The 15954-nt window shown below is 46.5% G+C and carries 13 protein-coding genes and 1 CRISPR repeat array; of the genes, 3 read left to right on the top strand and 10 right to left on the bottom strand.

What is annotated here, in order from left to right; all coding sequences use genetic code 11:
- Positions 1-74: 74 nt before the first annotated feature.
- Entirely contained in the window at positions 75-1418 is a 1344-nt protein-coding gene (locus tag N0M98_RS30795) for an ABC transporter substrate-binding protein (protein ID WP_259620178.1), read from the bottom strand.
- 196 nt (positions 1419-1614) lie between these two features.
- On the opposite strand from N0M98_RS30795, the gene N0M98_RS30790 reads away from it, so the two are divergent.
- Positions 1615-2523 carry a helix-turn-helix transcriptional regulator gene (locus N0M98_RS30790; RefSeq protein ID WP_259620177.1) on the top strand — a complete coding sequence of 303 codons (909 nt, stop codon included), beginning with the start codon at positions 1615-1617 and terminating at the stop codon, positions 2521-2523.
- Positions 2524-2585: 62 nt separating this feature from the next.
- Here N0M98_RS30790 and N0M98_RS30785 read toward each other — a convergent pair whose 3' ends face one another.
- Both N0M98_RS30785 and N0M98_RS30780 read right to left on the bottom strand, forming a co-directional pair.
- Complete coding sequence (locus N0M98_RS30785; RefSeq protein WP_375295574.1) at positions 2586-2927, bottom strand: HEPN domain-containing protein; 342 nt, start codon at positions 2925-2927, stop codon at positions 2586-2588.
- A gap of 157 nt (positions 2928-3084) precedes the next feature.
- Complete coding sequence (locus tag N0M98_RS30780; protein ID WP_259620175.1) at positions 3085-3276, bottom strand: hypothetical protein; 192 nt, start codon at positions 3274-3276, stop codon at positions 3085-3087.
- Positions 3277-3514: 238 nt separating this feature from the next.
- On the opposite strand from N0M98_RS30780, the gene N0M98_RS30775 reads away from it, so the two are divergent.
- Positions 3515-3859, top strand: coding sequence for a helix-turn-helix domain-containing protein (locus N0M98_RS30775; protein WP_259620174.1), 345 nt, complete (start codon positions 3515-3517; stop codon positions 3857-3859).
- 428 nt (positions 3860-4287) lie between these two features.
- Positions 4288-6515: a CRISPR direct-repeat array (repeat unit 32 nt; unit sequence ATTTCAATCCACGCACCCGTGCGGGGTGCGAC).
- 609 nt (positions 6516-7124) lie between these two features.
- Here N0M98_RS30775 and cas7c read toward each other — a convergent pair.
- The 6 genes from cas7c to N0M98_RS30745 form a co-directional block, all read right to left on the bottom strand.
- Positions 7125-8036 (bottom strand): type I-C CRISPR-associated protein Cas7/Csd2, encoded by a 912-nt coding sequence (gene cas7c / locus N0M98_RS30770; protein WP_249861078.1) that lies wholly within the window; start codon positions 8034-8036, stop codon positions 7125-7127.
- A complete protein-coding gene (gene cas8c / locus N0M98_RS30765) occupies positions 8033-9820 on the bottom strand; it encodes a type I-C CRISPR-associated protein Cas8c/Csd1 (protein ID WP_249861077.1) in 1788 nt (595 codons plus the stop codon). Before cas8c ends, cas7c begins: the two co-directional genes overlap by 4 nt.
- Complete coding sequence (cas5c, locus tag N0M98_RS30760; RefSeq protein WP_249861076.1) at positions 9817-10554, bottom strand: type I-C CRISPR-associated protein Cas5c; 738 nt, start codon at positions 10552-10554, stop codon at positions 9817-9819. The genes cas8c and cas5c overlap by 4 nt, the downstream gene beginning before the upstream one ends.
- Before the next feature lie 27 nt (positions 10555-10581).
- On the bottom strand, positions 10582-12810 hold the full coding sequence (locus N0M98_RS30755; RefSeq protein WP_249861075.1) for a CRISPR-associated endonuclease Cas3'': 2229 nt from the start codon (positions 12808-12810) through the stop codon (positions 10582-10584).
- Positions 12811-13090: 280 nt separating this feature from the next.
- The gene (locus N0M98_RS30750) at positions 13091-13492 is read right to left on the bottom strand and encodes a hypothetical protein (RefSeq protein ID WP_259620173.1); all 402 of its coding nucleotides are present in this window, start codon (positions 13490-13492) and stop codon (positions 13091-13093) included.
- Between the two features lie 150 nt (positions 13493-13642).
- Positions 13643-14632, bottom strand: a complete 990-nt coding sequence (locus tag N0M98_RS30745) for a hypothetical protein (RefSeq protein WP_249861073.1) — start codon at positions 14630-14632, stop codon at positions 13643-13645.
- 229 nt (positions 14633-14861) lie between these two features.
- Between N0M98_RS30745 and N0M98_RS33955 the strand changes: the two genes are divergently transcribed.
- Positions 14862-14987, top strand: coding sequence for a C1 family peptidase (locus N0M98_RS33955; RefSeq protein ID WP_375295575.1), 126 nt, complete (start codon positions 14862-14864; stop codon positions 14985-14987).
- A gap of 194 nt (positions 14988-15181) precedes the next feature.
- Here N0M98_RS33955 and N0M98_RS30740 read toward each other — a convergent pair whose 3' ends face one another.
- On the bottom strand, positions 15182-15757 hold the full coding sequence (locus N0M98_RS30740) for a hypothetical protein (RefSeq protein WP_249861072.1): 576 nt from the start codon (positions 15755-15757) through the stop codon (positions 15182-15184).
- Between the last annotated feature and the right edge of the window lie 197 nt (positions 15758-15954).

The raw sequence follows: 15954 nt of genomic DNA, 5'->3' as shown, positions 1-15954 counted from the left end.
TGAAAAACCGATGCTCCTTAGCAAAGGAAACATCGGTTTCGTTCACACCGCCAGCGGCACTGGCCTCAGTTCGTCTATTTCGCTTTCTTCGCCTCTTCGATGCGCTTCTCAGCGAGCTCCGCCGCTTCGCGAAGAGCGGAATTAATGTCCTTGCTCCCGCTCTCCACCGCAGGGAACGCTTTATTGTATTCGCTCGATACGATCGAGTCGTACTTATGCATGGCCCCTTTCGGCGCTGGCGTCGATTCAAAGACAGGCTTTAAGTTTTTTCCCTTGAACACGGGCATATCTTCGCCAAAATGTTTGTTGATCTCCTGATCCGTAGAGGAAGTCAGGAACCCGTTCTTGACTAGCTGCAGCTGAGGCTCCTCGGACAGCAAATACTTAATGACCTGAAACGCCGCCTCCTTATTGGGGCTGCTGCTGGTCACGTACAAATTATGGGAGTCGACGGCCATAGACACTCCCGGCGCTTCCTTAAAGCTCGGCATTTGCGCCATATCCCAGTTGAACGTCTCGCCCTTGGCCTCCAAATCGCTGATCCAGGACGGCACATCCGCATACATCGGCCACATCGCCAACGTCCTGTCCTTCAAGAATGCATCCTTAGGCGCGGAGGGGCGATTTTCGTTGCCCGGTATTTTGTACAGCTCGAGCAGCATCTCATAGGAGCGCTTGAAGCCTTCCTCCTGCAGCAGCGCCGGTTTTTCCGTCTTCGGATCTACGAAACCGAGAGACAATTGGCCGGTGAATCCGCTGAGATTCTGATCCAGTCCCCTGTAATTCACGCCGTTATCGGTCCGGGTAAGCTGCCGTGACAGCTCGATCGCCTCTTCCCATGTCATACCGTCTTTCGGATACGCGACGCCGAACTTATCGAAGATGTCCTTGTTGTAATACAAGGCCGACCAGTTCACCCAGAACGGCAGACCGACAATCTGTCCCTGATCACCGATCTGCTTGATCGTATCCATAGCCGGCTGGTTCAGCTTATTTACGTCGACCTGATACTTCTTGATCAGATCGCTCATGTCGTACAGCAAGCCCAGCTCCTTATACTCGCTCAGCCGCGGCGGGCTGTTATACAAGATATCGGGAAAAGTGCCCGCAACCACAAGCTCGCTTGGATTCGTGCCTTTGCCTTTTCGGATAAGATCCAGCTGAACGTTAGGAAATTTTTGGGTCACCGGGTCGATAACAAACTTCTTGTACCATTCGTCAGGTAAGCTGATATCTACATACATCGATAAATGGGCCGATAAATTCGTATCGAACGTATCGGTATTCGCAGCCGGACCGGGTGGCTCCGACGTTGTGCCCTGGGCATCTTTTTCCCCGGAGCAGCCCGTCAAAACCGCCAGTAAAAGCATCCCGGAGGCGGCCAGCGAAGCCGTTCCTTTCCAAGCGTCAACCTTCATCCTTCCCATTCCTCCCCTATCGGCAGCAAAGTGAACGTTTTTCTTAAACGACGCTCTTTTTTCCTTAATCATAATCGGAGGGGGAGCCGCTGTCTTTATGTAAAACGCTTACGATTTATTCTATTTTCCGATTGAATGAGGCGAACTTGCCGTGTATGATGGGGAGAATAAGAAGGCTTCAAGGGAGGCGTAGACTGTGAGAATCCCGGTATACCGGTTAAAAGTCGATTACTTGACCCGCTATTCGGATTTCAATCCACTGCTGTTATTTGCGCAAAAGTACGGATTTACGCCCAAGGAGCAATGCCCGCTCCGAGTATGCTATGCGAATGCGGTCATCCTGGTGGAAGAAGGCCGCGGCACTCTCCGGCTTGACGGAGAAGAGCATGCGCTTCAGCCCGGATCTCTTGTCTATATTGCCGCCGGGCGCCCCCATCAATGGATATCCGACGAGAAGCGGCTGATGGTGCACCGCTGCGCCTATTTCGATTGGAAGTACGTCCACAGACCGGAGTTTCATTACCAACGGGATTATTTCAAGCCGGTCGACCGGCCTTTCATGGAAGAACGGGCGAGCTCTCTCCCCGGTCTACAGCTGCATCAAGTGATGAAGGTGAACAACGTCGGGCTGTGGCTGTCCTATTTCAATGCCTTCACGCAGCCCCCGTCGCTGCTGGGCGTGCGAAGCCCGATCGAGTCCCTGCAATATAACGCGGCTTTCCAGACGTTTCTCTATCATTTCCTAAGTACAGCGGCCAGGCAGGATGCTTGGGGCGATCCGCGCATCGTTCAAATTTTGGAGAAAATCGACAGCTCACCGCTGGAAAAATCCGAAGCGGAGCTGTACCTCTGGGCTAAGGAGCTCGGGCTCGGCCGCAGCCGGTTTCATCAGCTTTTCAAGGAGCAGACCGGACATACCCCGAACGAATACATTCAGCGTCGGAGGCTGTATCAAACCGCGGACGATCTATGCGCAACCAACCTGTCCATTACCGAAATCGCTCATAAATACAACTACTCTTCCATCCATTATTTCTCCAAAGCGTTCCGCAGCGTGATGGGGGTATCCCCGTCTGAGTTTCGTTTGAAGCATCGCTTCACATAAAGAGCTGTCCAAGGGGCAAGCGGGGGCGGTTCGTGATCATGACGACTCAGCCCCTCTTCTATCTACAATCGGCGCAGCATATGCTCCGTCTTGAACATAAGCCTGCGAACGTTCTCCTCTGCGGGCGGATTATGGAAGAAACCATCGTAATGTGCGGAGACAAAAAACAGTTCATTCAAAAACCTTTCTGTATCCCAATCCAGCTCGCCATGCGATTGAAGGTTCCTTAGTAAGAGTTCATTCGAGGGCGGAAGCGGCGGATAAGCGCCGTTCACCTGGATGTATAACGCTCTAAGCTTAGCCTGCGCCGCCATCCCCGCGACCGTCACGCATTCCTTATACATGCCTTGCTCCAAGAATACGGCACCCATGGACATATATCTTCGGGATTGCTCAAGATACATCTGTACATCCGATAGCAAACGCACGCTAATTAATCCAGTTGACATTTTAAGCCGTTAACCTTCCGTCTTCATTCATCCGGAAAACCTCCTGTTCTACTCCTCTGCGCAACAGCTATGCCTCCCATCCGTTCCAGGTCATACTTGCCCCCCACCCCATTTACTCCAGAATGACAGAAATCCAAATAGGATCATCAAGAACCATTTCGATCCGGGCGATCTTGTAGCTCATGGCTTCGTATGAAACAACGTTGACCAGCCGAAGCAGCAGCAAAAATTCCGATATATCGCCGACCTGCTTTTCAATCCACTGATCGTTAGGAAGTAACCATCGGACCATTGAACCATTCATGACGATATCCCCGGCTCCTTTCCAAGTTGGGCTACTGGCTGGAAAGCATAATTATTGCTGTTTGAATAAAACTTAAGATAGCAAGATAAAGTCATTGATTTCAAGTCAATCATTTGTACCTCAAGTTATAAATCATTATACATTTGACTATTATATGTATCAATATTTATTTTTTGACTCTCTAAAGGTTATTTAGTGTTTGTCCGGTTACCTCTACACTCAAAATGAGGTGTAAGCTATGTCAGAAATTTTAGTTCATGTCGGAAAACGCATACGCGAGATTCGAAAGGCGCAGGGCTTATCACAAAACGCTCTGGCTGAACGATGTGGATTTACTTTTTCATATATTGGAGGCGTTGAGCGGGCGGAGAAGAACATTTCCCTCCTCAATCTGGAAAAAATAGCCGATGGCTTGGGCGTAGGTGTGCATCAATTTTTCGTGTACTCCTACCAATATGAGCATCTTCCTTCCAATGAAAAAATCATTCAGGAAATTGTCGCCATGCTCGTTCAACATGACGACCAGACGATAGAAATGGCCAAAAATATACTGACTGAAGTGCTGCGGCATTCCCGCGGCTAAACCATAGACGCAAAAAATCCCCTTCCGCAGTAACGTAAGTTGACGTTACCGTAGAAGGGGATGATTTTTTTAGACAGTATCGGCAAATAAAATCTCCAAAGCTTTCAAGCAATTTTTTTTATTGTTTACACCCCCCGACCTCACATGTTCATCGGTTTCTTTTGCCACTTTAACTGTAGCGCAGTTGTGATTCGGTTTTTGGCAGCCACCATGCTTCGGACATGCGGATCTTCATCCTCGGCCAAAAGTTTCAGGACACTTCCAAGGGAACCCTTTTATTAGGAGCCACTCTAAATTTCATTTCAGGGTATCGAATGGGGCGATATCCCGACGCAAATTGATCTGGATATTATTCATTCATCACTGCGGAAAATTCATTCATGAGGTACCTCCGGTTCATCAACCACTTCGATTTCACCGTTCGCATAATTTCAATCTACGTACCCGTGCGGGGTGCGACGCATATATCCAGTGATCCCGGATGATGTCGTCTTAATTTCAATCCACGCACCCGTGCAGGGTGCGACTTCGGGGATCGTCGAGGCCGTCTTTAGTCGTCCAATATTTCAATCCACGCACCCGTGCGGGGTGCGACCCGCTTGTCTATATAAATCTTGCAGTCTGCTAGTTATTTCAATCCACGCACCCGTGCGGGGTGCGACTATTTTTCTGATACGTTAATGCCCTTTCCACAACATTTCAATCCACGCACCCGTGCGGGGTGCGACGTGTTCATAAAAGTGACTTCCGCAAGCTTGCGGTATTTCAATCCACGCACCCGTGCGGGGTGCGACCTGTATGGCGTTGAATCCTCGGCATATTGCCGAATTTCAATCCACGCACCCGTGCGGGGTGCGACAATCAATAGCCGATTTGGTTAACCATCCGAAGACATTTCAATCCACGCACCCGTGCGGGGTGCGACGCAGTTAGCTGCGTCTACAAATAAGGCGTCTATCGTATTTCAATCCACGCACCCGTGCGGGGTGCGACAAAAGGGCGTAGGAAAAGCGTATACATACGCGGATTTCAATTCACGCACCCGTGCGGGGTGCGACAACGCCTGCTTATCAATATGCCTCCGAGGTATATATTTCAATCCACGCACCCGTGCGGGGTGCGACAGTTCGTACCGTTCCCTCAACTCCGGTTTTCGCCGATTTCAATCCACGCACCCGTGCGGGGTGCGACGACTGGGTGTCTTTGTACAAAATCTCCGTCGGATCACATTTCAATCCACGCACCCGTGCGGGGTGCGACGACTGGGTGTCTTTGTACAAAATCTCCGTCGGATCACATTTCAATCCACGCACCCGTGCGGGGTGCGACCCTCAATAGGGGCCTTCGCCGATGCTTTCGGTCATAATTTCAATCCACGCACCCGTGCGGGGTGCGACTCGTCGGCCATCCCACTCACGCTTAATGTCGGCAAATTTCAATCCACGCACCCGTGCGGGGTGCGACCAATCGGAATCGTTGTTTTCATAGGCCAAAAACATTTCAATCCACGCACCCGTGCGGGGTGCGACCGTCGGTTGCTACTGAAAATGTCTTGTAATTAATATTTCAATCCACGCACCCGTGCGGGGTGCGACCCATCCTTAGATACCAACCATCAGCCTGCAGAGCATTTCAATCCACGCACCCGTGCGGGGTGCGACAATCAAGCTTCCGAAAATAGAGTTGCCGAGCTTCGATTTCAATCCACGCACCCGTGCGGGGTGCGACGTCTATCGGGCAGCTGTTGGTATGATCGAACAGATTTCAATCCACGCACCCGTGCGGGGTGCGACTCAAATAAGTTATGAGCCTATTGTAGCATGGATCGATTTCAATCCACGCACCCGTGCGGGGTGCGACAGTGTCAAAGATGTAATACAATAATTTCTGAGCAAATTTCAATCCACGCACCCGTGCGGGGTGCGACTTAATGATCTGACGCCTCGCCAGCTGATGATGGTTTTAATTTCAATCCACGCACCCGTGCGGGGTGCGACGCGTCTGGTCAGCCGCTGATTCTTCCGATTAATCAATTTCAATCCACGCACCCGTGCGGGGTGCGACTGGACGTCGCCGGACAAGCGACTGACAAGGCGATATTTCAATCCACGCACCCGTGCGGGGTGCGACTGCATCCTTGATGACCGGCGCGTGCTGCTGCCATTATTTCAATCCACGCACCCGTGCGGGGTGCGACGGTACATACGCATAGCTAACGAGATATGGGACATTTCAATCCACGCACCCGTGCGGGGTGCGACGTACTTGACGGATTGAAGGTGTACTTTCGCAATCATTTCAATCCACGCACCCGTGCGGGGTGCGACAAGCTCCCGAGGCAAACGGGTAAGCGTGATGTATTTCAATCCACGCACCCGTGCGGGGTGCGACAATAGAGATATCAAATCAAAGGAGAGATTAAAATATTTCAATCCACGCACCCGTGCGGGGTGCGACTGTTCTTGGTTTCTGTCTTCTTCACGTGGCTTCCACATTTCAATCCACGCACCCGTGCGGGGTGCGACTGGATAAAACACATCATTGACAAAATCAGGCAATATTTCAATCCACGCACCCGTGCGGGGTGCGACGGCGCATGGCGGCGCTGGAGCGGGGCGGCATGGATTTCAATCCACGCACCCGTGCGGGGTGCGACTCCGATTTTCAAGGAATATTAACCCTGAAAAACGATTATTTGCTTTAATAATACACCCAATCTACTGAATAAGCCATTAGATATAGAAGCATCGCTATAATCCGATAACACCATTCGATTTCGCACAGGTGCGAATCCCCCGGGAAATTCATGTTCGCTTCACATTCGCACCACGATCTAGCGGCCGACTCAGCAGCAATGTAAGTCCCATTCGCTTTCGTGTCCAGCTTCGCTCGTGAATCACGCCCTAGAATAAAAAGCACCACGGCATTTCACGTTGAGCTCGCAGTTCTTTACACAACTTCAGAACCGGCAGGAGAAGTAAACATTCCGTAAGCAGATTGATCAAATTCAACTTGGCATTTCGTTAAAACTTGGTCTCTTCCCATGTGATATGAACTGCATTAGCGGACCTCATCCCCCGTTTGAGTATTCTGAATATAGCAACGAAGTGGGGACGTGAAATTGCTCACCTCCCCACCTCATCCCCGGCTCTCCTACTCAACCAGAGCTCCGATATACCCAGCAGACTGGTTTCCGAATGTGTCAAAACTGGGAATGGGAGCATTATTAAGATTGATTTGATATGTTAATATGGATACTCTGATCCTACCTCTCAATGAGTTTGACACTGGAAGGTATCATCTCTTTCTTAATGGAAACGATATAATCTTTATAATCTCGTGCCGGCTTTCCTTCGTTAATCCGACTAATAGTAACTGCGTCAAAAAGCTTTTGTACTGGAATGTTCCCCATCACTGAAGTGTGTTCGAAAACAACTAGTTTTCTTGTTCCCATCAACCCGCGTGCCGCAGAACGGTCGTGCTCGAACAAATTTTCGAGCGCTTCCCAAAGAAGCTCCAAATCGATCTCAGAAAAACCGGTTTGATTTGCAAGAGGTGCTGAAATGAAGCCATGAGCGCGGTAAAGCCCGTATGGAATCGTAAATTTCCGTCCCATAGTACGGTTTTCGCCACCCTGTTTTGCCGCTTCTGCTTCGGTTGCTACAGCCATTCTCGTGATGCTATGTTCCAGTGAAACGACCGGTTCTACTGAACGAGCGAAGGTGAACTGCACAGGCCCGCGGACCTGTCCCGCATTCGGCCCGGTAGACAAAACAGCGCCAAATGTGCGAATATCGAAAAAGTTCTGACACATAAATTGCCTTGCCCGCTCGATTTCCTTTCCTTGACCTTGGCCAGCCTTAATCCGCTTCTTTCCATCCTCCGCATCAGCCGGAGATTCGTTCAAATCAATATCCAAGCTGATGTATGCCTGCTCAATCGTATGGTTTAAGATTGACTTTTCTTTCACAAATATAGCGTACGGAGGCTGATTACCCATCTTTAATCCAACATAATTCCGTACCTTTCTTTTCAGACAAACATCCGTTACGAGCCCATGTCCGGTTTCGGGATCGATCCGGGGCAAATTGCCGGCATCGGGATCACCGTTCGGGTTTCCGTCCTTCACATCAAACAAAATCACAAAATCATACCGCTTTTGAAGTGCTGTGCTCATGATAAGTTCTCCTCCTCAGTTATATCTAAATTGTTTTTGCCTGATGCGTCTTGTTTGGAAGTAAAAAAGTTTTGTCGCTGATGATAGTAGCCGATCGCAAAAAGTCCTTGTTCGTACAAGTTGAGATGAGCAGGAAACTCTCTCATTTTCCCCATTATTTCGCCAAGAAGCGTTTCAAAATGGACTACTCTTCCTTTGCGTTCAATCTTGGCCAAATGGTGGTTTTTGAGGCGAAGCAAATTTGCAAATACGGCGACTGGAGTAGCGCATGCTGCTCCGTAATAGCGTTCCCGAATTGTCGTATTAAGCTCCGGGTTTGCTTCTTCCTGAATTTTTTCCAAAACGGCAAACAATCTGCCCAGTTGATAACCAACAGACGGTTGATTCGTATCCAATTCCCGTGTTACCTCCTTATAATTCGGATGCGGATAAAACCGATGGTATCGATTCATATAAGCTTTTAATAATGCTGCGCGAACGGGTTTCACCCGATATTCCGTATCGCTGCGAATACGGCGTAGAACCGCCTGCAATAAAGTAGTCGGATAAGGCATCCCTTCCAAAATAGATCGCATAAAATCACCCGATAGATTTGGCGGAATATTTTCGCTTTTGTCCTGAGTTGCAACATTTACCAGGATACGCCATACGGAGTAGAACTCCGGCTCCTTGGGTGGCTTGATGATCTCGAAGTCTTCAAAATAGTTCCTGATTTTGGATGAAAACTCAGAAACCGTTCCCACTTGCCAGAAACGAATTGATATCCGCGCCATGTTCGGTGCAAGCCCCAGAATGAAGAAACGGGTAGTTCCGCTCTCTTCCATGTATGCCCCGGTCTGTACCGATTCGAACAATGCTTTCACTTTCTCGATCCCCGCAGCTGGATTGTCCCTTTCAGGCTCTTGAAAGAAAGAAGAAAAATCTGTTTCGAAAACACTCTTTTTTTCGGCCCAAAATACGACGGAAGCATCGCCTATGTTCAAACGCTGTCTCGGAGAATCGAGTAAATCATTCAAAGCTTTCACATAACGGGAAGCCACTACCTTGCCAACTGGTGCATTGAAGCTTTGCGTTTTTGAATATGAATTAAAAGCTTCTTTATTAAAACTTACAATATTTGCTCCTGAAGGCTGTGCATGCTTAACCCCTTTAATTACCGGATGCGTTGCTTCCACGACAGTGTGTTGTTCTCCCGTCACCAGACATGTCCCAATCCGAACATCCGAATCCTTCGATTCCACTGCCCGTTCAAGGGCAGCAGCAACTATCGGCGACAAAAAAACTGTCTGATATCCCGTCTGAAGAACACGAAAGCTGACTTTTACACTCCCTTTTTGCAAAATTTCACCGTACTCGGGATGGTTCAGTGCCAAATCAAAGTGACTTCGGTTCCCCAATCCTTTTTGAAGAAAGCTGCGCACGGCATGAATACCAGCATCACTCGCCGGACCGATCCACTGGTCGATGGCATCGATCATGCTTTGCAAACGTAGACTCCCTTTATCTCCCAAACCGAGCACGAAAGCAGCATTATCCCACAGTAAGTTCGCGTCTTTACCGCTATTCGAGTGTTTTAAAGCTTGTTTTCCGATATTAGGCAACTGAAAGGGACGAGAGAGCATTTTTTTACCGTCTATTTCCCTTAAATCTGAAATATTACACAAACATCCATCAAGGTCGAGCTCAAATAACAAGTCAATGTTTCCCTCGATCCAACCGTCCTGTGCGATTGCCCCTTCGGAGACCTTCCTGTCGTAATATTCCTTCAAGGCGAGCAAAATCATCCTCTCACCTCAATTTCATTGCGATTGGTGTTCACGGTCCCCCGATACATTTGCGCACGGAAAAAGAGTGGTGTCGGATCGTCGACGTTCCGTTCAAAATCCATATCATACAACATAAAACCTAAATCCCGAGTTTCATCTATAGGGCTCTCCAATTCTTCAACGGGATGTTTAATCAGCCGGAAATCGCAGGCAAACTCTCGACAGCCTAAATAAGGCCGATGAAAACATTGCCCCTTCCCAGCTCTCCGCTCAAACATGGCGGCATATTTAGCAGCGCTTTCATCTATTCTGACTGATTCGTTACGTTCCTGCTCATTTGCCCAAACTCCCTGCCCAATCGGGCGATTACCTCCTCGCTCTCCAAGCGGAATAAAGTCAAAATAACCGTGAATACGGTAACGAACATCTTTTAGAAAAAGCCCGGCACGCTGTAATCGTTCGTCTTCAATCCAAATTCCTATCGGGGCACCCGGCATCCCAGCCATTTGTTTGGAGGTAGGACCAGATGCTCTCTTGCCGACCTCGTTCCTGCGCACGTTAATCCATTTAATCGGATTTAACACTTCAATTTTTGTTATTTTCCATCGGATCGCCGGTTTCCACAAAATCGATTCAAAAATCGCTCTCGCCGCCGACGGGGTGATCACATCATAGCTTACCCGCTCCACTTTCATTTCCGGCCGGGTAAAACAAGCATAATCCCCCCACACTTCCAGGCACCAATTATGCAATCGAATTTCTCCTTTCCAAAACATAAATTATGACGTAGTATCAGTTGCGTCTTCAATACGTAACCCTATGTGTTTCGAATACGCCCGCTTGGGCAACAATGCAAACATCTGCGGATACACCTCCTCAATGACTTTTTTTTCCTTTAGAATATTAAAGTCACGTTTATAAATGCTAACAGTGTATCTTTGCAGCTTTCTCAACAGTCTTCGGTCGGGTCCCTTCACTTTTAATTCATCGATAAGTCGATTGCTTTGATGATAACGAACCCAAATCGTCTTTTGCTCCTCATCGTCGATTAATTTGAATTTATTTGCCGCCGTCCTGAAGAAAATACTACACTCCCTCGGATCATTCTGAATAGGATCCAGCAGTGCAATAACTCCTGCTTTATCCAACGAATGAACCTTCCAGTACATTTCCTCGAAAAACGTTTCGAAATCGGCATTCGATATGTCATGAGCATTAGACATCAAAATGCTTCTCGTTGTTTCCGCCGCTTTGCGCAGAATTCCTTCCGGCGCTTCCCGAGGCGGATTAAACACGACAACTTTCCCCAATTGGGACAATTTCCCTTCTCTATTACAGCGTCCTGCGGCTTGCGCTATGGAATCTAATCCAGCCATTGCTCTGTATACAACAGGGAAATCCAAATCGACTCCGGCTTCAACCAGTTGCGTGCTAATTACACGAACGGGCATATGATCCTTTAATTTCTGTTTCACTTCACTAATAATATCGCTGCGATGCTGCCCGCACATCAGCGCAGACAGATGATAAGTTCCTTCCGGCATTAGCCTGTGTAATTCGCGGCAACTCTTCCGGTCAGAAACAATGCACAATACCTGGTCATATCGCACCAGCTCTCCGGCAATTTCTTCCCAACTTGAAGCCGTATGCAGATCAGAGGGAACTAGAATGCGATTGCGGGTTAACTCATTGAAGAGCAGTTGGATATCTCCCTCTTTTCCCATGATCTCTTTGATTTCCTTCAGTCCTTTAAATAGCTTCCCGTTGATCGTTCGTTCCTTAAAAGCGGGTTGCGTCGCAGTGGAAATAACAAAACTGACATCATAGTGGTCGACAAGCAGCCTCATTGTTTCAAGAATGGGGGCCAAAAATTCTGCTGGAACCAACTGCGCCTCATCTAGTACAACGACGGATCTGGCAATGTTATGAAGCTTCCTGCACCGACTAGGCTTCGCCGCGAATAGCGATTCGAAAAATTGGACTGATGTGGTCACAATCAACGGAGCATCCCAATTTTCTGCAGCCAACCTGGATTTAACTGTTGAATCAGTATCATCGACATTAGAGTGATGTTCGACTATTTGGTCTGCTCCAAGAGCAGAACGAAAAACGTCCGCATTTTGTTCAATGATGCTGCTGTACGGGATCACGTAGATAATGCGATCAAGACCATGGAACTTTGCGTGTTCCAGAGCAAAGGCCAGGCTGGATATTGTTTTTCCCCCTCCGGTCGGCACCGTAAGTGAGAACATTCCTTGCTCATCTATCGCTCTTTGTCTGCATGTTGCTCTGATCTGCTTTCTAATTTTATTTACTTGCGTGTGCTCGGAACGCACATCTAACTCATTGCAATACTGGTTGAGTCGTTCAAGTAGTTCTGATATAGAACAATACCCTCCCCTGGTCGAGGCTCTCATACGATCCATGTATCGTTCAGTATCTAAAAAATCTGCGTCTATAAGGCTTGAAAACAACATTCTAATCCATAACGACAAGTCCAGGCCACTGGCGAACTTCCACGGCGGATGCAGAGGGTTTACTTCACGCAGACGATCAATAATGCTGCCGTCAATTTGATCCAAGTCATTCACTTGGTTTTTCTGAAACTGAAGAGAGGCAAGCCCCGCACCTTCGGCGCTAGACCAATCCGGCAACCCTGCGTGATGACCGGCAATGCAATATGCTAGTATTCGCCCGATTCCCTTGCCAAACAACTGTTCAACCAACTCGGCGCCATGGATAGCATGCGGAATTTTTCCGATTTTACCTTCCAAATGGGCATCTTCGTCATATCTACTTTTCGCTTTCAAATACTCCTGCCATAGAACTCTTCCTTTGCCAGCGTCGTGGGCTAACCCAAGCACTTTCCCCCATTCCCCGGACCGGAACTTGGAAGAGAAACTTTCCGCTAGACGTGCCGTCTCTTCCGCGTGTTGCGACAAGAGGTGAGGATGAGACCAACTGCCATCATCATTTTTGACTACGTGTGCGATGAACTCCTTATTCATTTCTCTATCCTCTCATGCGAATCATACTTTATATCTTTATACGTTAGTATCCATTTCACTCTAATTTACATTTTTACCAAATATGAATTCATTACCACAATTCGACAACATTGAGCAAAATCCCTTCCTCATCTATAAAATAAGAAGAACAACCCCAATGTAAAGTTGTTCTTCTCATTTCAAATATTTTTCAATTTGCTTGCCCTGCAGAGATGGCTCTATCCTGTGAGCAAATACGGGCCACATTTGGGATCCGAGCGGCAACTCCAGAATCGACAAGCTAAACATAATTTTTATTGGGTATATAAAGTTCAAGAATTTCCCTTTTATAATCTTCATACATAACCAGTGCCTCTTGCAATATGCATATTAATTCATTGTAATTTCGAAATGAAGGTTTTCTAACATTATCTTGATAATTACCATCCAATCGTGCTTTTAATAATCCCCATGGTAATCCTGACCAAATAAATTCGACAATTCCGTACTTAAGCGATATAAAAAATGAAAAGAACTCCAGTGACTTTTTTTCTACAAGAATAAAAAACTTTTCCTTCTTATTGTAGCTAGCTTCATAGCCTAACCCTCTAATAATATCTATTACTTCATCCTTATCATAATTTTCAAAGCACTCTGCCAGAGAACAATCATATTTATTTGGATAAACTTCTATAACGGTCAATAAAATTGATCCTCTCCAATGCCAACTTGATCACCGATGGTAATAATTTCATAATTATTCCTCCCTTGAACTCGAGTCTACAACAGTTTATGTAAACTTCAAAACCGACGATTAAGGAAATCTACCACCGTTAAAATATCTGTTTTGCTATTACGTATCTTCCCCAGATTCGGAAGTTTGTTTATTCATATATTCCTCACGAATTTGATACAGGGTCTTGCCGCTTTCTTTTAATACCGAGAAATCATAGGTCGCTATATTGGACCAGCCGAATACTTCCTTTAACCAGGCCAATAATGACTTTTCCTTACCATCAACACGAACGTTCCCGTTATTAAGCAAGGTCGCTTCATCGTCTCTGCCTTTGGCTACAATAATATCTCCTTCTTTAACAACACCCCATTGGAGCATTTCATCAATTTTAGGTAATGAGCGTCGTTTAATATCCTTGGTTAGTTTGATTCTGGATGGAGTTCTTTCTATTAAATTGACATAGTAGTCATCATAGTTGGCTAGCGGCAGCAGTTTCTCGGCAGTTATAAGCAATTCATGATTAATTGTATAAGGCGTGAGCTTGTAACAGCTCATATCTACGCCATTACTATTCAGCCAAGCGACGGCAGACAATGTTTGATCGTCATAGCCTGAAGCAACGAGGATGATCTTTTGTTTCTTATTGAAACTGGCTTCAGCGCCGTTCACTTTCAAAAACTCGTTTAATTTTCTAAGTCCGAGCTCATATGAAGTCAACTCGCCGAGTTCAAATTCGCCTTTATGCTTTTCAATGTAGGGAGCATAAACCTTTTTAACAAGATCATCCGTATCTGCTATCGTTGCGTAACTGGCAGCGTATCGGATAGCCTGAAATTCAAAAGCCTCTTTTCGATTTTCAATATCTTTGCGATCCCGTTTAATTTCTATCAATACAATATTCCCGTTATTATCTACAGCAGTAAGATCGCTTCTTCCGAGACTTTCGTTCTTCACTTGCCGCCCGACGATAAGCATGGACTCCTCATCGTCGCAGAGCATTTCGATACTGTTCCTGAGAAGCTCCTCCATATCACTTTCTGCCATTTTAAGCTCTGCAAACGTCACAGCATCAACCTTTGTCGCCTTTTTATTTTTTATATTGTACATTTCCTGTCCCCCATAGTTATACGATAATAGCGCCGCGGCGCCTGTATTTTCCACAATGAATAATCAGAACCATTGAAGCGCAAATAGTGTAATATAACATGAATTTCGACAAAAACAGGAAAAATCCTCCATAAAGCTGTAGCATTCCCGCGGCAAAACCATAGACATAACTATTCCCTTCCCCGTATCGTGCCCATGCCGATTCCAGGTGAAGCATACCTTGGCGGCCATGCTGTTCTTGCTGTTGGTTGGTTACAAAAAGATCAATGGCAAGATATACGCTATCGTTCGCAAAAGTTGGGGCGTGTATTGGGGTGACAAAGGTTACTTCTATTTGCCCCAAGGAACACTTTGATTTTTACGTTCAGGACATGTGGAACGCTTGATAAACCTAGTAAAATAACGATAGTATGTATGATAGCGTAATACTTTCGTACAGTCCGTTTTCTTGTTTTTGTGGCCGTGGAATAGCGAAACCCCCGTATCGTTATAATACGAGGGCTACTACAGATGATTTACTGATATACGTTCTACATTCGCATTCGTCACTTAAAACGTACCGCTAGTATCTGATTTACCCGCTCCAAAATTAAAGCTGTAGTAAAGAACCGAAGTTGCAAAAGGTGTAACCCCAGCCCTGGAGTCATAGATTTTTTTTAAGTTTTCACTATCATCTTTTTTAACTTGACCGTAGTCAGGGGAACCTTTGATAGCATTAATAGTTCTCGGCTCTATTATGACTTTCCAAGTATTGTTTTGCTGTTTACCCACAGTCAGTTCGTCAGGAGAAATGCCTGCATCTCGATGATTTATATCCACTTTTAGACGGTATGTTGTTTCACTTACCTTTTCGAGCGATTTAACGGCGTACCCAGTAACAGGGTCATTTTTTTGCTCAATTTCAAGCTGGTTTTTAAACTCTACATTATTTATACCTAACTTATTTACTACATTATCGACAAGGGTATTAATATCGTTTTTCTTATATGCATCGAATACCGTCGATACTACTTGCTCAGGAGTGCTGTTCTTAGCAATAGATGCATCGGCAAAAGCCGCAGCCGAGACAAGGGCACCCACAAGGAGAACGCTTGCCAAAATAGATTTGAAACCTCTCATTTTCAACGTTCTTCCCTCCAAATTTTTTTATTATTTAGTAATGCCTCACAAGGATACTCCAATACGAAAGACCAATCAACCATTTCACACCAAAAAAGTTAATTAGGGCTTGCTGAACAAATCAAAAATTCAACAGTAACAAGGGTTTGGCGCCTCTTTTGTCGAATTTAGGTGCAAGGAAAACGAAGGCTAACCCGTGAAAA

The sequence above is a fragment of the Paenibacillus doosanensis genome (genome assembly GCF_025060755.1).
In the GTDB taxonomy this organism is placed as follows: Bacteria; Bacillota; Bacilli; order Paenibacillales; family NBRC-103111; genus Paenibacillus_S; species Paenibacillus_S doosanensis.
Note: the sequence above shows the minus strand (reverse complement) of the source record. Positions and strands in the feature narration are given on the sequence as shown.